The sequence below is a fragment of the Serratia bockelmannii genome, from assembly GCF_008011855.1.
In the GTDB taxonomy this organism is placed as follows: Bacteria; Pseudomonadota; Gammaproteobacteria; order Enterobacterales; family Enterobacteriaceae; genus Serratia; species Serratia bockelmannii.
This window is the reverse complement of sequence record NZ_VOUX01000007.1, coordinates 70,404-92,540: the sequence shown is the minus strand read 5'-3', so window position 1 is coordinate 92,540 and position 22,137 is coordinate 70,404. Positions and strand designations below refer to the sequence as shown.

The following is a 22,137-nucleotide window of genomic DNA, read 5'->3' as shown; positions in this document are numbered from 1 at the left end:
GCTGGAATTACAGCACCATGCGAACAATTTCAATGTTGCCTAACTCTTCGTACAGGGTTTCGACCTGCTCGATGTGAGTGGCATTGATGGTGATGGAGACGGAGTGGTAGTTGCCTTTGCTGCTTGGCTTGACCTGCGGGTTGTAATCGCCCGGCGCATGGCGCTGCACCACTTCAACTACCTGGTCAACCAGCTCAGGCTGCGCCAGGCCCATCACCTTGTAGGTAAACGAGCAAGGGAATTCGAGCAGTTCGTTCAGTTTAGTTTTTTGCATGTGCGTGCGCTCCAGAGTGCTAGCTAATCTATAAATTATAACTCCCGCCGGGGCGGGAGTTAATGTTATTCAGTATATGGGGGCAATTTCGCCCGTTTCAACCATTAACCGAACCAGTGGTGGAACATCAGTTTGATGTAGTCCACGATGCGGCTGAAGAAGCCGCCTTCTTTCACTTCGTTCATCACCACCAGCGGGCGCTGATCGATGGTTTTGCCGTCCAGCTGGAAGTTGATGCTGCCCACCACCTGGTTTTTCGCCAGCGGCGCGTGAATTTCCGGCGTGTTCAGCACGTAGCTGGCCTTCAGATCTTTCATGCGGCCGCGCGGAATGGTCAGGTAGACGTCTTTGTCCACGCCGAGCTCAACGCGGTCGGCATCGCCGAACCAGACAGGCTCGGAGGCGAACTCTTTACCGACTTTCAACGGCGCCACGGTTTCGAAGAAGCGGAAGCCCCAGGTCAGCAGTTTCTTGCTTTCGGCTTCACGGCCTTTGTAGGTGCGGCCGCCCATCACGGCGGAGATCAGGCGCATTTGGCCTTCGGTCGCCGAAGCCACCAGGTTGTAACCCGCCGCGTCGGTATGGCCGGTTTTGATGCCGTCGACGTTCAGGCTGTTATCCCACAGCAGACCGTTGCGGTTCATCTGGCGGATATTGTTGAAGGTGAACTCTTTTTCTTTGTAGATCGCGTACTCTTCCGGCACGTCGCGGATCAGCGCCTGGCCGATCAGCGCCATGTCGCGCGCCGAACTGTACTGGCCCTGGGCATCCAGGCCGTGTACCGTCTGGAAGTGAGTGTTCTGCAGGCCCAGCTTGCTGACGTAGGTGTTCATCAGGTTAACGAACGCGTCCTGGCTGCCGGCGACGTAGTCGGCCATCGCCACGCAGGCGTCGTTACCGGACTGCAGGTTGATGCCGCGGGTCAGTTTGGAGACCGGCACGCGATCGCCCGGCTTCAGGAACATCAGCGAGGAGCCTTTGAACACCGGGTTGCCGGTCGCCCAGGCGTCCTGGCCGACGGTCACCAGATCGTCCTGGCCGATTTTACCCGCTTTCAGCGCCTGGCCGATGACGTAGCTGGTCATCATTTTGGTCAGGCTGGCCGGATCGCGACGCGCATCGGCGTTCATCTCGGCCAGCACCTTGCCGGAGTTGTAATCAATCAGGATGTACGCTTCCGCATCGATCTGCGGGACACCTGGGATCATGGTTTTGATGTTAACGTCATCGGCGTGCGCAACGGAGGCTGCGCTCATTGCGATAACGGTGCCGAGGGCGATGCTTTTGATTAAGCGAAAAGAAGTTACTTGTTTCATGATCGGGACTACAACATCCGTGAAAGTAAAGTTAAAAAACGAGCCACACTATAGCAGATGCGATCCCGGCAGGCATTACCCATTCATCTGACTAATTGCGGTTAGTGCCCTTTTAGCTGCAAGAAAATGTTTCAGCTAAATAACCGCTTATCGGCCGTGAATGCCCACCGGGCTTAATGCTCAGGGTGCAGCAGTAACGAAAGACTGTTGTTGCGCTTCGCTCGCCAGGCGTTGCTGCAGCTGGGCCGCCTGCTGACGGCTGCTGAACGGGCCGAGCTGGACGCGATAAACGTTGCCGTTGGCCGCCACTTTGCCCGGGACGCCAAACTGTTGGCTCAGGCTTTGCTGCCAGCTCTGGGCACGCTCGGCGCTGCTCAGCGCACCGACCTGCACCACGTAACCGCCGGAGGACGAAGCGGCAGCCATGCCGGCAGCTGCGGCGCCGGCCGCGACCGGTGCAGCCACCGCGGCGGCTTCAGGCTCCGAACCTTCCAGCACGCCGGCCGGCAATGCGCTTGGCGCGCCGAGGAAACCGCTGCGGCCGCTACCGGCGTTGCCGCCGGTTGCTGGGGCGTTGTCGTCGTCGGTGCGCAGGGTGCTGTTATCGATCGGGCGTACCGCCGCGCCGCTGGCGACCGGCACGTCCTGTTGGATGGGGGTGCCCATGCCGCTGGCGCCGAGATCCGGGCGCGACGGCAGGGCATAGCTCTGCTTCGCCACGATGGTACCGATGGTGCCTGGGCCGCTCAGCGTGCCGTCCGGCGCCACGTTGATGAAATCGACTTTGACCTTGGTGTTGTTCGACAGGTTGAGGCGATCGGCGGCGGCTTTCGACAGATCGATAATACGGCCCTTGGTGTAAGGCCCGCGATCGTTGACGCGCACCACCAGCTGACGGCCGTTGGCCAGGTTAGTGACGCGCACATAGCTTGGGATCGGTAAGGTCGGGTGCGCCGCAGTCAGACCGTTGGGGTCGAACTGCTCGCCCAGCGCCGTGGTGTTGCCGTTGGCTTCTTCGCCATACCAGGCCGCCAGGCCGGTCTGCGAGAAGTTCTGCGGATCTTTTACGATGCGGTAAGTATCGCCATTAACCTTATAATCCTGCATGTTATTAGGGTTATAGGGTTCATATTGAGGCTCGACGCCACCGATCTCCACCACCGGGCCGTTGTACGGCTGCTGTGGTGCCTGCTGTTCCGTGGTCGGGGCGGTACAGGCGGAGAGCAACACCGCCGCGACGCCGATCCAAAGCCATTCCTTACGCATTACTCACCTCTTATAAACTTTTAGACAGCATTTTCCGATGCGTGTGGATCGACATGATGATGCCGAAACCGGCCATCAATACTATCAGCGCCGAACCCCCGTAACTGACCAGAGGCAAAGGTACGCCAACTACCGGCAAAATGCCACTGACCATACCGATGTTAACAAAGACATAAACGAACAAAATCAGCATCAAGCCGCCGACCATCACGCGGCCAAAGGTGGTTTGCGCCTTGGCGGCGATCATCAGCCCGCGAATGATCACCAGCAGGTAGAGTGCCAGCAGCACCAATACCCCGATCAGCCCCAGCTCTTCGGCCAACACGGCGAAGATAAAGTCGGTATGGCGCTCCGGCAGAAACTCCAGCTGCGACTGGGTGCCGTGCAGCCAGCCCTTGCCGGACAGGCCGCCGGAGCCGATGGCTATCTTGGATTGAATGATGTGATAGCCGGCGCCGAGTGGGTCGCTCTCCGGATCGAGCAGCATCATGACGCGGTCGCGCTGATAGCCGTGCATCAGGAAGAACCACAGCACCGGGATAAAGGCCGCCAGTGCGACGGCGGCGACGGCGATCAATTTCCAGCTCATGCCCGACAGGAACAGCACGAACAGGCCGGAGGCGGCGATCAGGATCGAGGTGCCCAGATCTGGCTGCGCGGCCACCAGCAGCGTTGGCAGGAAGATCAGCACCAGCGCGATGGCGGTGTTTTTCAGCGAAGGCGGGCAGACATCGCGGTTCATAAAGCGCGCCACCATCAGCGGCACGGCGATCTTGGCGATTTCCGACGGCTGGAAGCGCACTACGCCGAGATCCAGCCAGCGCTGCGCGCCTTTACTTATCTGGCCGAAGGCGTCCACCAGGATCAGCAAAATTACGCAGAAAATATACAGATAGGGCGCCCAGCTTTCGTACACGCGCGGCGGGATTTGCGCCATGACGGCCATCACGATCAGCCCCATGACGATCTGCCCGATCTTGCGCTCCATCATGCCGATGTCCTGGCCGCTGGCGCTCCACATCACGAAGGCGCTGTAGACCAACAGGGCCAGGATCAGCAGCAGGAACGTCGGGTCGATGTGGATTTTGGTCCAGATCGAGCCTTTTTGTTGGCTTTCAGTCATGTTCTACCTTAGTCACCTTCTACGCCAGGCGGCAGCGGGGCCTCGCTTGGCAATTGCGTATTGTTGTCGCCCAGCAGAATGTGGTCGAGGATCTGGCGGGTGATGGTTCCCACCGCCGGACCGGAGCCGCCGTTTTCCAGAATGATGGCGACCGACACCGTCGGATTGTTGAACGGTGCGAAGGCGGTCATCAGTTTGTGATCGCGCAGGTGCTCCGCCAGTTTGTGGGCGTTGTAGGTTTCATAGCCGAATACCTGTGCGGTACCCGATTTCGCCGCGGCTTTATAAGGTGCGTCCGCAAAGTATTTGCGCGCCGTCCCGTTCGGACGGTTGGCCACACCATACATGCCGTCTTTGGCGATTTCCCAGAAGCCGGAGTGAATATCGCCGATCTGCGTGCTCTCTTCCTGTTTGAACGGCACCAGCGCGCCGTTGACGCGGGTACTCTGCAGCAGGTGCGGCGTTTTGACGGTGCCGTCGTTGATCAGGGTGTTCAGCGCTTTGGCCATCTGGATCGGCGTGGCGGTCCAGTAACCCTGGCCGATACCCACCGGAATGGTGTCGCCCTGATACCACGGCTTTTTATAGCGTTTCAGCTTCCACTCGCGCGTCGGCATTAGGCCGGATCGTTCTTCGGACAGATCGATGCCGGTGTACTGGCCGTAACCGAATTTGGTCAGCCAGGTCGACAGCCGATCGATCCCCATGTCATAGGCGACCTGATAGAAATAGGTATCTGCGGACTCTTCCAGCGCCTTGGTGACGTTCAGGCGGCCGTGGCCCCATTTTTTCCAGTCGCGGAAGCGTTTTTCCGAGCCGGGCAGTTGCCACCAACCGGGATCGAACACCACGGTGTTTTTGGTGATCACTCCGGCGCTCAGCGCCGACACCGCGATGTAAGGCTTCACCGTTGATGCAGGCGGATAGACCCCTTGCGTGGCGCGGTTGATCAGCGGGCGATTCGGATCGTTCAACAGCCCCTGGTAGTCCTTGCTGGAAATGCCGTCGACGAACAGGTTTGGATCGTAACTCGGGTTGGACACCATCGCCAGGATGGCGCCGGTGCGTGGATCGCTCACCACCACCGCGGCGCGGCTGCCGACCAGCAGCTGCTCGATATAGCGCTGCAAATCAAGATCGAGCGTCAGGTAAACGTCCTGACCGGCGGAAGGCGGCTGTTCGTGCAATTGGCGGATCACCCGGCCACGGTTGTTGACCTCGACCTCTTCATAGCCGGTTTTGCCGTGCAGCGTGTCTTCGTAATAGCGTTCGATACCCAGCTTGCCGATATCGTGGGTGGCGGCGTAGTTGGCCAGCTTGCCGTCTTTATCCAGGCGTTCGACGTCGCGGTCGTTGATCTTCGACACATAGCCGGTGACGTGGGTGAGGGCGGAACCATAGGGGTAGTAGCGGCGCTGGTAGCCTTTTACTTCCACGCCGGGGAAGCGGAACTGATTGACCGCAAAGCGGGCGACCTGCACCTCGGTTAGCGCGGTTTTCACCGGAATGGAGACGAAACGACGCGAACGCTTGCGCTCTTTTTCGAAATTGGTGATGTCGTCGTCGGTCAGATCGACCACCGTGCGCAGCGCCTGCAGCGTGGCTTTGAGATCGTCAACCTTCTCCGGCATCAGCTCCAGCTGATAAATGGTGCGGTTGAGTGCCAGCGGGGTGCCGTTGCGATCGTAGATAATGCCGCGGCTGGGCGCGATGGGCACCAGCTTGATGCGGTTTTCGTTGGAGCGGGTGCGGTAATCCTCGACGCGGACCACTTGCAGATTATACAGGTTGGCGATCAGGATGCCGGACAGCACCAGGATGACCAGGAACGCCACCAGGGCGCGGCGTACAAACAGGGCGGATTCAGCCGTATAGTCGCGAAAAGGGTTACGTTCTATTTTCATCCCGCTGCTTTATTTCACTCTGTCACGGTCACCACCGGCTATTCCCGGTGGTAAGGATGATTTGTTGTAATACTCCAGGCGCGGTAGAGGCTTTCGGCCACCAGGACGCGCACCAAAGGATGCGGCAGCGTCAACGGAGAAAGCGACCAGCTCTGCTCGGCAGCGGCTTTGCAGGCGGGCGCCAGCCCTTCCGGGCCGCCGATCAGCAAGCTGACGTTGCGGCCATCCTGCTTCCAGCGCTCAAGCTGCTGCGCCAGCTGCGGCGTTTCCCACGGCGTGCCTGGGATATCCAGCGTAACGATGCGGTTGCCTTTGCCCACCGCCGCCAGCATCTGTTCGCCTTCCTTGTCCAGAATGCGTTTGATGTCGGCGTTTTTGCCGCGTTTGCCCGCCGGGATCTCGGTCAGCTCAAACGGCATATCTTTGGGAAAGCGGTGCAGGTAATCCATAAAGCCGGTTTGCACCCAGTCTGGCATTTTGGTGCCGACCGCCACCAATTGCAGTTTCACCGCTTAGCTCCAGAGTTTTTCCAGCTCGTACAGGCGACGGCTCTCTTCCTGCATCACGTGCACGATCACTTCGCCCAGATCGACCACGATCCAGTCGGAGGCTTCCTGGCCTTTCATGCCAAACAGCTCCATGCCCACGGCGCGGGATTCCTGTACCACGTGGTTGGCGATCGACATCACGTGGCGAGTCGACGTGCCGGTGCAGATGATCATGCAATCGGTGATGCTGGATTTGCCCTGTACGTCCAGAGCGATAATGTCTTGGCCTTTCAGGTCATCGATTTTATCGATGACGAAATCTTGGAGCGCTTTACCTTGCAAAGGTTCCCCCTCGGGTGTGTTCTGTTCAGTCGACTGCAGCGGGCAACATGCGCACGCTGCGGCGTAACCGGATAATGGTTTCGGCAGGCTGCCGCTGAAAGCCAGCTAACTGGTGACTGCCCGGCCAGCTAAGGTTTCCGGGGTTTTCAGCGGATACCTGAAAAATAGCGGCGCAGTATATCACGCACCTTTCGCTAGCGATATAAACCCTGCAACTCGATATAGCGCTGCACCGGGCGCGGCAGCAGGTCGTCGCAGTTGAGGCCCTGATGGCGGCGCTGGCGGATCTCGGTGGCGGAAATTTCCAGCTCTGGCGTATCGGCCAGATAGATATGGCCGTGCGGGCGGCGGCTGAGCAGCGCCGGATCGGCGGTGCGATGACGTTCCAGCCACTGCTGCAGTTCCGGTGTGTCCATGCGATCGTTATAGCCCGGGCGCGCCAGCACCAGCAGGTGGCAGACGTCCAACAGCGCCTGCCAGCGATGCCATTTATGCAATGTCAGCAGCGAGTCCTGGCCAATAATAAACGCCAGTGGCTGGGCGGCGCCACGCTCTTTACGAATCGTTTCCAACGTCTCGATGGTGTAGGAGGGGGTGGTGCGGTGCAGTTCGCGATCGTCGACCGCAAACAGCGGGTTGCCGGCGATCGCCAGCTCGACCATCTTCAGGCGTTGCTGCGCATTGGCCTCCGGCTGCGGGCGGTGCGGCGGCACGTGGTTAGGCAGCAGCGTGACGCGATTCAGGCCCACTTCGGCGGCCAACGCCTCCACCGGCCGCAGGTGGCCATAGTGGATCGGATCAAAGGTGCCGCCGAACAGCGCGTGCAAAACGGTGGGGTGTTCCGGATTAGTGGGCATCGGTAAAACTCGTGGCCAGGGGTTTGCCGCACAGCAGCATCGACAGGGTTTCCAGTTCCGGCCAGACCGACTGGCCATAGTCCTGCTTGAGGGTCAGCTCGATTTGCGTCAGCAGCTGTACCGCTTGCTGCAGCTGGGGACCGGACAGGCGTTGCAGCGCCTGGGTCACCAGCGGGCGGCGGTTCTGCCAAACCTTGTGCTGATCGAACAGCGTGCGCAGCGGCGCGGACGCCATGCGGCGCTGCAGCGTCAGCAACAGCAGCAGTTCGCGCTGTAAGGTGCGCAGCAGGATCACCGGCTCCACGTCCTCTTGCTGCAGCTGCTGCAAGATATGCCAGGCGCGCTTGCTTTTGCCGGCCAGCAGGGCATCCAGCCAGTGGAACGGCGTGAAGTGGGCGGCGTCGTTCACCGCCTGTTCGACGCGCGGCAGCGTGAGTTTGCCGTCCGGGTGCAGCAGCGACAGCCGCTCCAGCGCCTGCGACAGCGCCAGCAGGTTGCCTTCGTAGCAGTAGCACAACAGCTGATTGGCGACGTCGTCCAATTCCAGCTTCATCGCCTTGGCGCGCGTGGCGACCCAGCGCGGCAGCTGTGCCTGTTCCGGCGTCTGGCAACTGACGAGGGCGCCGTGCGGGCTGAGCGCCTTGAACCAGGCGCTGTTTTCCTGCGCTTTGGTGAGGCGCGGGCCGCGCAGGATCAGCAGAATATCCTCGTGCAGCAGCGTGGCAAGCTTGGTCAGCTGTTCGCCGATCGGCACCGTCGGGCCGTTTTCCGGGAAGATCAGCAGCAGCGTCTGGCGGCTGGCGAACAGGCTCATCGCCTGGCAGATGCCGAAGATGGCGTCCCAGTCGGTATGGGCGTCGAGGGAAATGCTGTAGTGCTCGCTGAACTGCTGCTGTTGCGCAGCCTGCCGGAGCAGATCCTGGCTTTCCTGCAGCAGTAGCGGTTCATTGCCGCTCAATAAATAACAAGCGCGCAGCCCCTCTCGGAGCTGCGCGGCAAGTTGTTCCGGATAAATGCGGATCATTGTGCGGTTTGGCTTGCCGCTCGTTCGCCGACGGCAGCGGCTTTCTGCCGGTTTTCTTCTTCCGCCGCGTGCACGGTCAGCAGTTTGCGCACCAGCTGTTGCGCCGCCTGCTCACGCATTTCCTGGCGAATGATCTCCTGCTCGGAGTCTTTGGCCAGCGCGGTCAGCGGGTTGTCGAAGAACGAACGGAACACTTTCACCGACAGCGGATACAGGTCGTGGCCCGGGAGCAGCACCTGCGCCTGCACGGTCAGCACCAGCTGGTACTCGGCGGTTTTACCGTCCTGGAAGATCGAGGCGGTATCCTGGCTTTCCGTCGCGCCGAGGATGCGCAGGGAAGGCACGTCTTTACGCTTCGGATCGCTGACGATGGTCACGGCGTTCAGACGCAGCTGCTCACGCACCGCGCGCGTCAACGGACCATAAGGGTCGGCGCTGTCCAGGATCAGCGTTTTCATTTCATTAGGCACCTGCGTGGTGCCACGCAGGTGAAAACCGCAGCCGGCGGTGACCAGCACCGCCAACCCCAGCAACAGCGTCAGAATACGTTGTCGCACAACTCCTCCTTGTGTTAACCCACAACCAGGTTAAGCAGTTTGCCCGGAACGTAGATCACTTTGCGAATCGTGACGCCGTCCAGATATTTAGCCACCAGATGCTCTTCGGCAGCGCGCGCGCGCACTTGCTCTTCGGTCGCATCGGCAGATACGGTGATTTTAGCGCGAACCTTGCCGTTCACCTGCACCACCACCAGCTTGGAGTCCTCGACCATCGCCTGTTCGTCGGCAACCGGCCATGGCGCGGTGTCCACGTCGCCTTCGCCGCCCAGCGACTGCCACAGGGTGAAGCACACGTGCGGGGTGAACGGATACAGCATGCGAACCACGGCCAGCAGCGCTTCCTGCAGCAGCGCGCGATCCTGCTCGCTCTCCTGCGGCGCGCGGGCCAGCTTGTTCATCAGCTCCATCACGGCGGCGATCGCGGTGTTGAAGGTCTGACGGCGGCCGATATCGTCGGTCACCTTGGCGATGGTTTTGTGCAGATCGCGGCGCAGCGCTTTCTGATCTTCGTTCAGCGCCGCCACGTCCAGCGGCTGTACCGCGCCTTTTGCCACGTGATCGTAGGCCAGTTTCCATACGCGTTTCAGGAAGCGGTTAGCCCCTTCTACGCCGGATTCCTGCCACTCCAGCGTCATTTCTGCCGGTGAAGCGAACATCATGAACAGACGCACGGTGTCCGCGCCGTATTTTTCCACCATTTCCTGCGGGTCGATGCCGTTGTTCTTCGACTTCGACATTTTGCTCATGCCAGCATAGACCAGTTCACGGCCTTGCGGATCGGTGGCCTTGATGATGCGGCCCTTGTCGTCGCGCTCGACCGTGGCGTCAACCGGAGATACCCAGACGCGCTCGCCGCTGTTGCCAGTGTAGTAGAAGGCGTCGGCCAGCACCATGCCCTGACACAGCAGGCGCTTGGCCGGCTCGTCGGAATCCACCAGGCCCGCATCGCGCATCAGCTTGTGGAAGAAGCGGAAGTACATCAGGTGCATGATGGCGTGTTCGATACCGCCGATATATTGATCGACCGGCAGCCAGTAGTTGGCGGCGGCCGGATCCAGCATGCCCTGGTCGTACTGCGGGCAGGTATAGCGCGCGTAGTACCAGGAAGACTCCATAAAGGTGTCGAAGGTGTCGGTTTCACGCAGCGCCGGCTGGCCGTCAACGGTGGTCTTCGCCCACTCAGGGTCGGCCTTGATCGGGCTGGTGATGCCGTCCATGACCACGTCTTCCGGCAAGATCACCGGCAGCTGATCTTCCGGCGTCGGCATCACGGTGCCGTCTTCCAGCGTCACCATCGGGATTGGCGCGCCCCAGTAACGCTGACGGGAGACGCCCCAGTCGCGCAGACGGTAGTTGACCTTGCGCTGGCCCACGCCCTTGGCGACCAGTTTGTCGGCGATGGCGTTAAAGCCGGCTTCGTTGTCCAGACCGTCAAACTCGCCGGAGTTGAACAGCGCGCCTTTGTCGGTCATCGCTTCGGCGCTCACGTCAGGTTGGCTGCCGTCGAGGTTCAGGATCACCGGTTTGATCGGCAAATCGTATTTGGTGGCGAATTCCCAGTCGCGCTGGTCGTGCGCCGGTACCGCCATCACGGCGCCGGTGCCGTATTCCATCAGCACGAAGTTGGCGACCCACACCGGCAGCTTCTCGCCGCTCAGCGGGTGGACAACGAACAGGCCGGTTGGCATGCCTTTCTTCTCCATCGTCGCCATTTCGGCTTCGGCCACTTTGGTGTTGCGGCATTCGTCGATGAAGTCGGTCAGCGCCGGATTGTTGCGCGCGCCCTGTTGCGCCAGCGGGTGGCCCGCGGCGACCGCCACGTAGGTGGCGCCCATGAAGGTGTCGGGACGGGTGGTGTAAACCGTCAGCTTCTCTTCGCTGTCCGCCACGTCGAAGGTGATTTCCACGCCTTCGGAGCGGCCAATCCAGTTGCGCTGCATGGTTTTCACCTGCTCCGGCCAGCTTTCCAGCGTGTCCAGATCGTTCAGCAACTGATCGGCGTAAGCGGTGATTTTGATGAACCACTGCGGGATCTCTTTACGCTCGACCTTGGTGTCGCAGCGCCAGCAGCAGCCGTCGATAACCTGTTCGTTGGCCAGCACGGTCAGATCGTGCGGACACCAGTTCACCGCCGAGGTCTTCTTGTAGACCAGGCCTTTTTCATACAGCTTGGTGAAGAACCACTGTTCCCAGCGGTAGTATTCCGGCTGGCAGGTAGCGATTTCGCGATCCCAGTCGTAGCCGAAGCCCAGCAGTTTCAGCTGGTTCTTCATGTATTCGATGTTGTCGTAGGTCCACGGGGCCGGTGCGGTGTTGTTTTTCACCGCCGCACCTTCCGCCGGCAGGCCGAACGCATCCCAGCCGATCGGCTGCAGTACGTTTTTACCCAGCATGCGCTGATAGCGCGAGATCACGTCGCCGATAGTGTAGTTACGAACGTGGCCCATGTGCAGTCGGCCGGACGGGTAAGGCAGCATGGATAGGCAGTAGTACTTTTCCTTGCTGTCGTCTTCGGTAACTTTGAAAGTCTGCTTCTCTTGCCAGTGAAGCTGTACGTTCGATTCTATGTCTTCTGGACGGTATTGCTCTTGCATGGCGGCCGGTGGTCCTGTAGGTGTAAACCGTTGCCCCGGTCAGAGGCAACGCAATGAACATTTAGTATTCGTAGATCCGCATAGCATAGCTGATAAGACCTCTCGGCAACAACTCCAAGCGCCTGACTCGGCGCATTTAAAAAAAACGCCGCCATGACGCGGCTCACAACCTGCGGATCCCGCGTCTTGCCAAGTGACATCAGTCATTTACGGCTAAAATAAGAACAAGTAGCTTAGGGGTATCCCTACAGCCAAGCCCGGCGCAGCGTTTATCGAGGAGAGTCTATGAACAAGGTTGCTCAGTATTACCGCGAATTGGTGGCATCACTGACCGAACGCCTGAAAAACGGTGAACGCGATATCGACGAACTGGTGGCCAGCGCGGAGCGGCGGTTGAACGAGGCCGAAGATCTGACCCGCGACGAGGTGCGGCAGGTGACGCAGGCGGTGCGGCGCGATCTGGAAGAGTTCGCTCGCAGCTATCAGGAAAGCCGGGACGAGTTTACCGACAGCGTGTTTATGCGGGTGATCAAAGAGAGCCTGTGGCAGGAACTGGCGGATATCACCGATAAAACCCAGCTGGAGTGGCGCGAGGTGTTCAAGGATGTCAGCCACCACGGCGTTTACCACAGCGGTGAAGTGGTGGGGTTGGGCAATCTGGTGTGCGAGCAGTGTCACTACCATCTGGCGTTCTACACGCCGGAGGTGCTGCCACTTTGCCCGAAATGCGGTCACGACCAGTTCCAGCGTCGGCCGTTTGAGCCTTGATAACGTTCCCCGCCAGGGCGGGGAACACTAAGGCCGGCGTTTAACGGAACAGTTTCTTTAGCAAGTTGCTCAGGAAACCGCCGCTGACGGCTGCCGGGGCGGCTTGCGCCTGCGCCGGTGCGCTGGCCGGTACGGCGACGCCGGCCGGGATTTTCTGCGCGACCGCGATGCGGCTGTCCTGGGCGGCTTTCTCCGCCGCTTCCGGGCCGTAGGCGAAGCCCTCCGCCAGCACGAATTCAACGTCGGTGATGCCGATAAAGCCCAGGAACAGCTTCACGTACGGCGTGATCAGATCCGTCGGCGTGTCGGCGTGGATGCCGCCGCGGCTGGAGATGACGATCGCTTTCTTGCCTGTCACCAGCCCTTCGGCACCGGCGGAGGTGTAGCGGAACGTCTGACCGGCGCGGGCGATCAGATCGAAGTAGATTTTCAGCTGCGTCGGGATGTTGAAGTTGTACATCGGGGCGCTGATGATCAGCGTGTCGTGCGACTTCAGCTCGGCAATCAGCTCATCGGAAAGCGCCAGGGTGCTCTGCTGATGCGGCGTCAGCGGGTTGTCGCCGGCGGTAAAGCCAGCCATCACTTCGCCATCCAGCTCCGGCAGCGTTGGGTTAGCCAAGTCGCGCACGGTGAACGTGTCTTCTGGGTGAGCTTCACGCCATTGTTCAACAAAAAAATCGACTAATTTTCCAGACTGGGAATATTCACCCAGAATACTTGATTTCAGGACCAGTACGCGGCTCATTGGCTTATCTCCAGGCGAAGTTTAATCGGTGACGATGTCAGTCGGTGTAAACGCATGGTAGAGGCAAGCCATCAACAGTGATAGCGCAAAAATTCGCTGAGTTAAATCAAAAAAGTTGAAGGAGGGGAGCGAGCGCGCCCCGATGAGATCAATAACGCGCCAGGCGCTCGGCCAGCAGATCGATAAAACCCTCGCGGTTGATGCTGGTCAGCACTTCCACGTTGGCCGCGTTGCCGGTTTGCTGGAAATAGTCCACCACCGTCATGCCGACGGTGTATTCCCCTTTGGTCTCCACACCGACCCAGCGTTCTACGCCGGTGAACAGCTGCGGCGCCAGCAGCCAGGCGATGGTGCAGGGATCGTGCATCGCAGCGCCGGGCAGGCCGCGCGGATGGCTGAGGTACAGCGGCAGGTAAAAATCGAGCATCTCCGCGACCGCCTGCGCGACCGGATTGTCTATCTGGCGAATGCGCTCGATATCCTGCGGCAACACCAGCGCTTGATGGGTGACGTTCAGCCCGGCCATGGTCAGCGGCACCCCGGATTTCAGCACCATTTCGGCGGCTTCGGGATCGACGAAGATGTTGAACTCCGCGACAGGCGTAGTATTGCCGGCGTTCATACCGCCGCCCATGAATACGATGCGCTCGATATGGCTTTTCAGCTCGGCATGCTGGGCCAGCAGCAGGGCGATATTGGTCATCGGGCCGGTCACCACCAGGGTTATCGGCTGCGGGCTGGCGCGCAGCAAGTCGGCGATCAGCTCGACGGCGCCGCGGGGATCGGGTTTGATTGTCGGCGTCGGCAGGTGGGTGTTGCCCATGCCGGTTTTGCCGTGGACATAGTCGGCGATCACCAGTTCGCGCATCAGCGGGCCGCTGGCGCCGGCGGCGACCGGGATGTCCTCGCGCTGCATCAGGGTCAACAGGCCCAACGCGTTATGCAGGGTTTTTTCCGGCGTCTGGTTGCCGGCGGAGGTGGTGATGGCTTTGATGTCCAGTTCTGACGAACGCAGCGCCATAGCCAGCGCGATGGCGTCGTCGAGGCCAGGATCGCAATCGATGATAATAGGGCGGGGCATGTTCTTTCTCCTCTGTTTGTTATCCAGCGAGCATCGGATCAAAACCGGGGAGAAACAAGCGCTTTTAGTGCCGGGGGAAAAGATGCGCCCCTGGCGGGGCGCATAGGCAGAGCGTTTAGTGCAGGATCTTGGCCAGAAAATCCTTGGCGCGATCGGACTCGGGGTTGTTGAAGAAATCGTCTTTGTTGCGGTCTTCGACGATTTTGCCTTCGTCCATAAAGATCACTCGATTCGCCACCTTGCGGGCGAAGCCCATTTCGTGGGTTACCACCATCATGGTCATGCCTTCGTTCGCCAGTTCGACCATCACGTCCAGCACTTCGTTGATCATTTCCGGATCGAGCGCAGAGGTCGGCTCATCGAACAGCATGGCGATAGGATCCATGCACAGCGCACGGGCGATGGCGACGCGCTGCTGCTGGCCGCCGGACAGCTGACCGGGGAACTTGTTGGCATGGGCGGAGAGGCCGACGCGCTCCAGCAGCTTCAGACCCTTCTCGCGTGAGGCGGATTTGTCGCGCTTGAGCACTTTCACCTGCGCCAGCGTCAGGTTGTCGATGATAGACAGGTGCGGGAACAGCTCAAAGTGTTGGAACACCATGCCTACCTTGGCACGCAGCTGCGCCAGGTTGGTTTTCTTGTCGTTGACCGGCGTGCCGTTCACCAGGATATTGCCCTGCTGGATCGGCTCGAGGCCGTTGACGGTTTTGATCAGGGTGGACTTGCCGGAACCTGAAGGACCGCAGACGACGACCACTTCGCCTTTTTTCACTTCGGTGGTGCAATCGGTCAACACCTGAAAGTGACCGTACCACTTAGAAACATTTTTCAGGGATATCATCAAACAGTCCTTTTCTTCAAATAGCTTACCAGCGCCGAGGCGGCGAGGCTGATAACAAAATAGACAAAGCCGGCGAACAGGATCATTTCAACCTGGGTGCCGTCGCGTTCGCCGATGGTCGACGCGGTGCGGAAGAAGTCGGCCAGGCTCAGTACGTAAACCAGCGAGGTATCCTGGAACAGGACGATGCCCTGGGTCAGCAGCAGCGGCACCATGGCGCGGAACGCCTGCGGCAGGATCACCAGCCGCATGGATTGCCAATGGGTCATGCCCAGCGCCAGCGCGGCGGAGGATTGGCCGCGCGAGATGCTGATGATGCCGGCGCGGATGATTTCCGAGTAATAGGCCGCTTCAAACAGGGAAAAGGCTACCATAGCCGAGATCAGGCGAATATCGGTTTTCGGCGATAAGCCTAGAACCTGTTGTAATAAGCTTGGAACCACCAGGTAGAACCACAGCAGCACCATCACCAGCGGCACCGAGCGGAACAGGTTGACGTACAGGGTGGCGAACCAGCTGATCGGTTTGAACGGCGACAGGCGCATCACCGCCAGCACGGTACCCCACAGAATGCCGACCACGATGGCGGTCACGGTGATCTTCAGCGTGATTACCATGCCCTGCAGCAGAAACGGGAAGCTTGGGACGATCGACGCCCAGTCAAATTCGTACATTATTTACTCCCCAGGTTGCCAGGCAACTGCACTTTCTTTTCGACCAGACGCATAAACAGCATGATAACGGCGTTGATGCCGATATAAGCCAGCGTGATGGCGGTAAAGGATTCATAGGCGTGTGCGGAGTAATCCAACAGCTTGCCGGCCTGCGCGGCCATGTCCACCAGCCCGATGGTAGAGGCGATGGCGGAGTTTTTGACCAGGTTGAGCATCTCCGAGGTCATGGGCGGCACGATCACCCGGTAGGCGTTCGGCAGCAACACGTAGCGGTAGGTTTGCGGCAGCGTCAGGCCCATCGCCAGCCCGGCCGCTTTCTGGCCGCGCGGCAGGGACTGGATGGCGGCGCGCACCTGTTCGCAAACGCGGGCGGCGGTAAACAATCCCAGGCAAAGCATGGAAGAGACGAAGAACTGCACGTTGGGATCCAGCTCGCTTTTAAACCAGGTGCCGATATTGGCCGGCAGCAGCTCGGGGATCACCAGATACCAGGTAAAGAATTGCACGATCAGCGGCACGTTGCGGAACAGTTCGACGTAACAGGTGCCGAGGGCGGAAAGAAAGCGGTTGGGTACGGTACGCAAGATACCGAACAGCGAACCGACGAAGAAAGCGATAATCCATGCACAGACGGAGAGGGCCACCGTGACCTGAAAGCCGGACCAGATCCAGCCGAGGTAAGTGGTGTTCCCAAACGGGGCCTGCTGCAGGAAGATACCCCAGTTCCAATCTATTGACATAACAAACTCCGGTAAACGGGCGCAGAGCGCCGAAGATTGATGACTTGATGAGCGCCGATCGCCGCGCGGCCAGTCTGGCTGGCTTATTGTGTGCGGATGTCGGTGATGCGCCTTGGGGAAAATGAGGGAGGGGAACGGCCCCCCTCATACCTGTCTGTCCCAGTCATCAACTGGGCCGGTTTGGCCTGGCGGCCGCCCCGGCTGTCATTCTATTTAGTTCAATGCCTTGTCGTTAGGTTCTTTGAACAGCTGCTTCATGTCGTCCGACAGTTCGAAGTTCATGTTGAGGTTTTTCGGTGGAATCGGCTGCTTGAACCATTTATCAAACCACTTGGCCGCTTCGCCGGAGGTTTGCGCCTGGGCGATAGTGTCATCGACCAGTTTCTTGAACGCAGGATCGTCTTTACGCAGCATGCAGCCGTAGGCTTCTTTCGACTGCGGTGTGCCGATGATTTCCCACTGATCCGGCTTCTTGGCCTTGGCGCGCTCGCCCGCCAGCAGGGCGTCGTCCATCATAAAGGCCACCGCGCGGCCGCTTTCCAGAGTGCGGAAGGAGTCGCCGTGGTCTTTGGCGCTGATGATGCGCATGTTCATCTTGCCGCTGTCGTTCAGCTTGTTCAGCAGCACTTCAGAGGTGGTGCCGGAGGTGACCACCACCGGTTTGCCGGCCAGGTCTTTAAAGTCTTTGATGTCGGAGCCTTTTTTCACCAGCAAGCGGGTGCCGACCACGAAAATGGTGTCGGAGAAGGAGGCCTGTTTCTGGCGCTCGAGGTTATTGGTGGTGGAGCCGCACTCGAAATCATAGGTGCCGTTTTGCAGCAGCGGGATGCGGTTCTGCGAGGTAATCGGCAGCATTTTCACCTGCAGATTCGGTGCATTCAGCTTTTTCTTAACGGCTTCAACGATTTGGTTGGAGTAGTCCTGAGAGTAGCCCACAACTTTTTGTTGGTTGTCGTAGTAGGAGAACGGCACTGACGATTCGCGGTGGCCGACAACGATCACGCCATTGTCTTTGATTTTCTTCAGCGTACCGGTCAGGTCTTCCGCGTGCGCCACGCTACCTGCCGCACCGAGCAGCAGTAACGATAACGCCAATTTACGCATTTGCATGGTCCAACTCCTTTACTGTTGTTGTGGCTCTGACTAAAGAGCGTCAGGTTAAATCGACTGTTTATTGCTCAAGTTATAAAGATAGTCTTATGAACTGAACGCTGTTAAAAAATAACCGATTGTGAACACCTTGAAACTAAAATGTTTCATTTTTTGAGACGCCGCGCGCACCAAATCAATGCAACAAAACGTCTGCGCACCCGTGCGGTGCGTTCAATGCACCCAAAATGTGCGCAGGTGCGACAAAACGTCAGCAAAAGTAAACCGGCGCGCGATGTCGCCATAGATAAAAGCAAGGAGTGTGCCAGCCGCGTTGATTTAACGGCGTTTTCTGACTGAGGGAAGATTTGACGGGAAAGCGGGGCGCAGCGGGTGCGCCCCGACGAAGAGGGCTATTTGCGGCGCAGGCCCAACATCAGCGCCCAGCCGCCCAGCAACAGGGTCATCACCCACAGCGGCGTGGCGCCGAAGTGCGCATAAGGCGTGAGGCCGGTGGTCGGCGTGACTTTCACTTCGAGTACCTGACGGGTGAACTGCGGGATCTCGGCGATCACCTCGCCATTCGCGTCCACCGCGGCGGTGACGCCGTTATTGGTGCTGCGCAGCAGCGGTCGGCCGAGCTCCAGCGCCCGCATGCGTGCCATCTGGAAGTGCTGCCACGGGCCGATGGAGTGGCCGAACCAGGCATCGTTGGAGATGGTCAGCAGGAAGTTGGTGTCCGGGCGGAAGTTATCGCGCACTTGCTGGCCCAACACGATTTCGTAGCAGATGGCCGCCGTCAGGTTGTAGCCGCGTACGCTGAGCTGCGGTTGTACGTAGTCGCCGCGGCTGAAGGAGGACATCGGCAGGTCGAAGAACGGCGCCAGGGGCCGCAGCAGCGTCTCGAGCGGCACGAACTCGCCGAACGGTACCAGGTGGTGCTTGTTGTAGCGATCGTTGGCCGGGTAACTGTACGGCGTCGGTTCACCGAGCACGATGGCACTGTTGTAGATTTGCTGGCCCTGCGGCGTGGCACGCACGTCGACGATGCCGGTGATCAGGCTGCTGTTCTTCGCCCGCATCAGGTCGTCCATCATCGTCAGGAAGCCGTTCTGATTGGCTTCATAATCCGGAATGGCGGATTCCGGCCAGATGACGATCGGCGCCTTGCCCATGTAGGGACGGGTTTCGTCCAGATAGGTTTGCAGCGTGCTGACCAGCGCTTTCGGATCCCATTTCATCGATTGAGCGATGTTGCCTTGCACCATGGCGACGTTCACCGCTTTCTCCGGCTGCGGGGTAAACCACTGCAGCTGGCGCAGCGGCCACGGCAACAGCAGCAGCGCGGCGGCAATCACGGCTGCCGAGAGACGGCGCTGATTGACGGCGTACACCAGCAGGCCGGCGATGGCCATCAGCACAAAGGTGATGGCGTCGACGCCCAGCAGCGGCGCGATGCCCTTCAGCGGGCCGTTGATCTGGCTATAGCCGAACTGCAGCCACGGGAAGCCGGTCAGCACCCAGCCGCGCAGGAATTCGGTCACCTGCCACAGCACCGGCGCGGCGATGGCCAGCCGCCACCAGCGGGTGGCCGGCCACAGGCGCGTCAGCAGCCCGGCGAACAGCCCGGTATACAGCGACAGGTAAGCGGCGAGCAGCGCCACCAGGAAGATGTTGACGGCGAAGGGCATGCCGCCGAAATCGGCGATGCTGACATACACCCAGTTGATGCCGCTGCCGAACAACCCGAAGCCCCAGACAAAGCCGAGCAGGGCAGACTGTTTGGTGGTGCGATTGAGGGTAACGGCCAGCAGGCCGAACAGGGAGACGATGGCCGCGGGCCAGAAATCGTAGGGCGAGAACGCCAGCGTCCCGCCGGCACCTGACAACAGCGCCAGCAGGGCGCGAACCCACTGGCGTTCAAGTAATGAGGCTTTAGCCATGTTGGATTTAATCTTCCAGTTTCGGTGGTGGAGAGTCGTCCGGAATTTTTACATGAACCTGGATGATACGTCGACTGTCTGCCATGGCAACTTTAAATAGGTAACCTTCGATTTCAATGGTTTCCCCGCGCGCCGGCAGGTGGCCGAAGGCCTGCATCACCAGACCGCCGATGGTATCGACCTCGTCGTCGCTGAAATGGGTGCCGAAGGCGTCGTTGAAGTCTTCGATCGGCGCCAGCGCGCGCACGGTGTACATGTGGCGGCTGAGCTGGCGGATATCCAGATCGTCTTCGTCGTCGTATTCGTCTTCAATCTCGCCGACGATCAGCTCCAGGATATCTTCGATGGTGACCAGGCCGGATACGCCGCCGAATTCGTCAATGACAATCGCCATGTGATAGCGCTGGGAGCGAAACTCTTTCAGCATCCGGTCGACGCGCTTGCTTTCCGGCACCACCACCGCGGTACGCAGCACTTTGTCGATGCTGAACGGCTCGGAGTCTGCGCGCATGAACGGCAGCAGATCCTTGGCCATCAGGATGCCTTCGATGTGATCTTTATCTTCGCTGATCACCGGGAAGCGCGAGTGGGCGGAGTCGATAATCACGTCCAGGCACTCTTCCAGCGTCTGGTTGCGCTTAAGCGTCACCATCTGGGAGCGGGGGATCATGATGTCGCGCACGCGCTGTTCGGCGATATCCATCACGCCTTCCAGCATGTCGCGGGTATCGGGATCGATCAGGTCGTTTTGTTCGGAATCACGGATCAGCTCGACCAGATCGCCACGGTTTTTGGGCTCGCCGTGGAACAGCTGGTTAAGGATAAGAGTAAAGAACCCCTTCTTGGGACTGGGGCTGTCATTGCTTTGTGAATGGTCGTCGCTCATGGCGTTTTAGTTACTGTCACTCATGTCAGAGTTAAGGGGCGTCAGCGACAGCCCCGCATGGGGGCTGTGGGGTAAACGGCTGACGTCAGACGGGGTCTTTTTCCGCCAGGTACGGATCAGGATAACCCAGTCCGTGCATGATTTCGGTTTCCAAAGACTCCATTTCTTCGGCTTCATCGTCTTCGATGTGGTCATACCCTAGCAGATGAAGACTGCCGTGGACAACCATATGCGCCCAGTGGGCCTCCAGCGTTTTGCCTTGCTCAATCGCTTCCTGCTCAACCACCTGGCGGCAGATGATCAGATCGCCGAGCAGCGGCAGCTCGATGCCCGGCGGGGCTTCGAACGGGAAAGAGAGCACGTTGGTCGGCTTGTCTTTGCCGCGGTAGGTCAGGTTCAGCTCGTGGCTTTCCGCTTCGTCCACCAGACGCACGGTCACCTCGGCCTCTTCCTGAAATTGCGGCAGCACGCCTTCCAGCCAGCGCTGGAAGGTGGCCTCATCCGGCAGGCCGTCGCTGCTTTCACAGGCAATCTGCAGATCCAAAATCACCTGACTCATGGTGTCTCCTGCTCGGAGGCGGCGAGCGCCTCGCGCTTACGTTGCTCGGCAATCGCGTCTTTGCGTTTCTGTTCGGCGGCTTCCCAGGCCTCATAGGCGATGACCACGCGGGCCACCACCGGGTGGCGCACCACGTCTTCGCTGTGGAAGAAGTTGAAGCTCAGCTCCTCCACGTCCGACAGCACTTCCACCGCATGGCGCAGGCCGGATTTCTGGTTGCGCGGCAGGTCGATCTGGGTGACGTCGCCGGTGATGACCGCCTTCGAGTTGAAGCCGATGCGTGTCAGGAACATCTTCATCTGCTCGATGGTGGTGTTCTGGCTCTCATCCAGGATGATAAAGGCGTCGTTCAGCGTGCGGCCGCGCATATAGGCCAGCGGCGCGACTTCGATCACATTGCGTTCGATGAGCTTCTCCACGCGCTCGAAGCCCAGCATTTCGAACAGGGCGTCGTACAACGGGCGCAGATAAGGATCGACCTTCTGGCTCAGATCGCCGGGCAGGAAGCCCAGCTTTTCGCCGGCTTCGACCGCAGGGCGGGTCAGCAGTATGCGGCGAATTTCCTGGCGTTCCAGCGCATCCACCGCAGCGGCGACCGCCAGGTAGGTTTTGCCGGTGCCCGCCGGGCCGATGCCGAAGGTGATGTCGTGATCGAGAATATTGGCGATGTACTGCGCCTGGTTAGGCGTGCGCGGTTTCACCATACCGCGCTTGGTTTTGATGGTGACCGCCTTGCCGTAATCCGGCACGCTGTCCGCCACCTGTTCCAGCACCCGACTCTCTTTGATCGCCAGATGGATTTGCTCCGGATCGATATCCGGGATCACGCCGCGAATCGGCGCGGTATCCACGTACAGATGGCGCAGGATATCGGCGGCGGCAACCACGCACAGGTTTTTGCCAACCAGCTTGAAACGGTTGTCGCGGCGATTGATTTCGATGCCCAATCGGCGCTCGAGTTGCTTGATGTTGTCATCAAACGGGCCGCACAGGCTGAGCAAACGCTTATTGTCTGCGGGCTCTAACAAAATTTCTTGTGTTGCGACGTTCAAACTATTCCTCT

General features: G+C 59.6%; 22 protein-coding genes. 1 reads left to right on the top strand and 21 read right to left on the bottom strand.

What is annotated here, in order from left to right:
- Positions 1–7 precede the first annotated feature (7 nt).
- From ybeD to leuS, 11 genes are all read right to left on the bottom strand, one after another.
- Entirely contained in the window at positions 8–274 is a 267-nt protein-coding gene (gene ybeD, locus FOT55_RS11325; RefSeq protein ID WP_004940012.1) for a DUF493 family protein YbeD, read from the bottom strand.
- A gap of 104 nt (positions 275–378) precedes the next feature.
- A complete protein-coding gene (gene dacA, locus FOT55_RS11320) occupies positions 379–1,590 on the bottom strand; it encodes a D-alanyl-D-alanine carboxypeptidase DacA (RefSeq protein ID WP_004940010.1) in 1,212 nt (403 codons plus the stop codon).
- Between the two features lie 180 nt (positions 1,591–1,770).
- Entirely contained in the window at positions 1,771–2,856 is a 1,086-nt protein-coding gene (gene rlpA, locus FOT55_RS11315; protein ID WP_025301837.1) for an endolytic peptidoglycan transglycosylase RlpA, read from the bottom strand.
- Positions 2,857–2,866: 10 nt separating this feature from the next.
- Positions 2,867–3,979 carry a peptidoglycan glycosyltransferase MrdB gene (gene mrdB, locus FOT55_RS11310; protein WP_004940006.1) on the bottom strand — a complete coding sequence of 371 codons (1,113 nt, stop codon included), beginning with the start codon at positions 3,977–3,979 and terminating at the stop codon, positions 2,867–2,869.
- Positions 3,980–3,987: 8 nt separating this feature from the next.
- The gene (mrdA, locus tag FOT55_RS11305; RefSeq protein ID WP_025301838.1) at positions 3,988–5,883 is read right to left on the bottom strand and encodes a peptidoglycan DD-transpeptidase MrdA; all 1,896 of its coding nucleotides are present in this window, start codon (positions 5,881–5,883) and stop codon (positions 3,988–3,990) included.
- A 38-nt stretch (positions 5,884–5,921) separates the two neighbouring features.
- Positions 5,922–6,392, bottom strand: coding sequence for a 23S rRNA (pseudouridine(1915)-N(3))-methyltransferase RlmH (gene rlmH / locus FOT55_RS11300; protein ID WP_004940002.1), 471 nt, complete (start codon positions 6,390–6,392; stop codon positions 5,922–5,924).
- A 3-nt stretch (positions 6,393–6,395) separates the two neighbouring features.
- Positions 6,396–6,713, bottom strand: a complete 318-nt coding sequence (gene rsfS, locus FOT55_RS11295; protein ID WP_025301839.1) for a ribosome silencing factor — start codon at positions 6,711–6,713, stop codon at positions 6,396–6,398.
- A 194-nt stretch (positions 6,714–6,907) separates the two neighbouring features.
- On the bottom strand, positions 6,908–7,570 hold the full coding sequence (gene nadD / locus FOT55_RS11290) for a nicotinate-nucleotide adenylyltransferase (protein WP_015376938.1): 663 nt from the start codon (positions 7,568–7,570) through the stop codon (positions 6,908–6,910).
- Complete coding sequence (holA, locus tag FOT55_RS11285; RefSeq protein ID WP_060432587.1) at positions 7,560–8,594, bottom strand: DNA polymerase III subunit delta; 1,035 nt, start codon at positions 8,592–8,594, stop codon at positions 7,560–7,562. The genes nadD and holA overlap by 11 nt, the downstream gene beginning before the upstream one ends.
- Positions 8,591–9,151: an LPS assembly lipoprotein LptE gene (gene lptE / locus FOT55_RS11280; RefSeq protein WP_025301842.1), complete on the bottom strand. Its 561-nt coding sequence runs from the start codon at positions 9,149–9,151 to the stop codon at positions 8,591–8,593. The genes holA and lptE overlap by 4 nt, the downstream gene beginning before the upstream one ends.
- Before the next feature lie 14 nt (positions 9,152–9,165).
- Positions 9,166–11,748 (bottom strand): leucine--tRNA ligase, encoded by a 2,583-nt coding sequence (gene leuS, locus FOT55_RS11275; RefSeq protein ID WP_060447627.1) that lies wholly within the window; start codon positions 11,746–11,748, stop codon positions 9,166–9,168.
- A 285-nt stretch (positions 11,749–12,033) separates the two neighbouring features.
- Here leuS and FOT55_RS11270 point away from each other — a divergent pair, with 285 nt between their 5' ends.
- A complete protein-coding gene (locus FOT55_RS11270) occupies positions 12,034–12,516 on the top strand; it encodes a zinc ribbon-containing protein (protein ID WP_025301844.1) in 483 nt (160 codons plus the stop codon).
- 40 nt (positions 12,517–12,556) lie between these two features.
- Here FOT55_RS11270 and FOT55_RS11265 read toward each other — a convergent pair whose 3' ends face one another.
- From FOT55_RS11265 to FOT55_RS11220, 10 genes are all read right to left on the bottom strand, one after another.
- The gene (locus FOT55_RS11265) at positions 12,557–13,261 is read right to left on the bottom strand and encodes an FMN-dependent NADH-azoreductase (protein WP_089180619.1); all 705 of its coding nucleotides are present in this window, start codon (positions 13,259–13,261) and stop codon (positions 12,557–12,559) included.
- 148 nt (positions 13,262–13,409) lie between these two features.
- A complete protein-coding gene (gene rihA, locus FOT55_RS11260) occupies positions 13,410–14,342 on the bottom strand; it encodes a pyrimidine-specific ribonucleoside hydrolase RihA (RefSeq protein WP_043135761.1) in 933 nt (310 codons plus the stop codon).
- Between the two features lie 115 nt (positions 14,343–14,457).
- Positions 14,458–15,183, bottom strand: coding sequence for an amino acid ABC transporter ATP-binding protein (locus tag FOT55_RS11255; RefSeq protein WP_025301847.1), 726 nt, complete (start codon positions 15,181–15,183; stop codon positions 14,458–14,460).
- Positions 15,183–15,857 (bottom strand): glutamate/aspartate ABC transporter permease GltK, encoded by a 675-nt coding sequence (gene gltK, locus FOT55_RS11250; protein ID WP_025301848.1) that lies wholly within the window; start codon positions 15,855–15,857, stop codon positions 15,183–15,185. The genes FOT55_RS11255 and gltK overlap by 1 nt, the downstream gene beginning before the upstream one ends.
- Positions 15,857–16,597, bottom strand: coding sequence for an amino acid ABC transporter permease (locus FOT55_RS11245; protein WP_019454074.1), 741 nt, complete (start codon positions 16,595–16,597; stop codon positions 15,857–15,859). Before FOT55_RS11245 ends, gltK begins: the two co-directional genes overlap by 1 nt.
- A gap of 213 nt (positions 16,598–16,810) precedes the next feature.
- Positions 16,811–17,707 (bottom strand): amino acid ABC transporter substrate-binding protein, encoded by an 897-nt coding sequence (locus tag FOT55_RS11240; protein WP_147823477.1) that lies wholly within the window; start codon positions 17,705–17,707, stop codon positions 16,811–16,813.
- 392 nt (positions 17,708–18,099) lie between these two features.
- Entirely contained in the window at positions 18,100–19,629 is a 1,530-nt protein-coding gene (gene lnt / locus FOT55_RS11235; RefSeq protein ID WP_147823476.1) for an apolipoprotein N-acyltransferase, read from the bottom strand.
- Between the two features lie 7 nt (positions 19,630–19,636).
- A complete protein-coding gene (gene corC, locus FOT55_RS11230) occupies positions 19,637–20,515 on the bottom strand; it encodes a CNNM family magnesium/cobalt transport protein CorC (protein WP_025301851.1) in 879 nt (292 codons plus the stop codon).
- Between the two features lie 85 nt (positions 20,516–20,600).
- Positions 20,601–21,074, bottom strand: coding sequence for an rRNA maturation RNase YbeY (ybeY, locus tag FOT55_RS11225; RefSeq protein WP_016928766.1), 474 nt, complete (start codon positions 21,072–21,074; stop codon positions 20,601–20,603).
- A complete protein-coding gene (locus FOT55_RS11220; RefSeq protein WP_025301852.1) occupies positions 21,071–22,126 on the bottom strand; it encodes a PhoH family protein in 1,056 nt (351 codons plus the stop codon). Before FOT55_RS11220 ends, ybeY begins: the two co-directional genes overlap by 4 nt.
- Positions 22,127–22,137 lie beyond the last annotated feature (11 nt).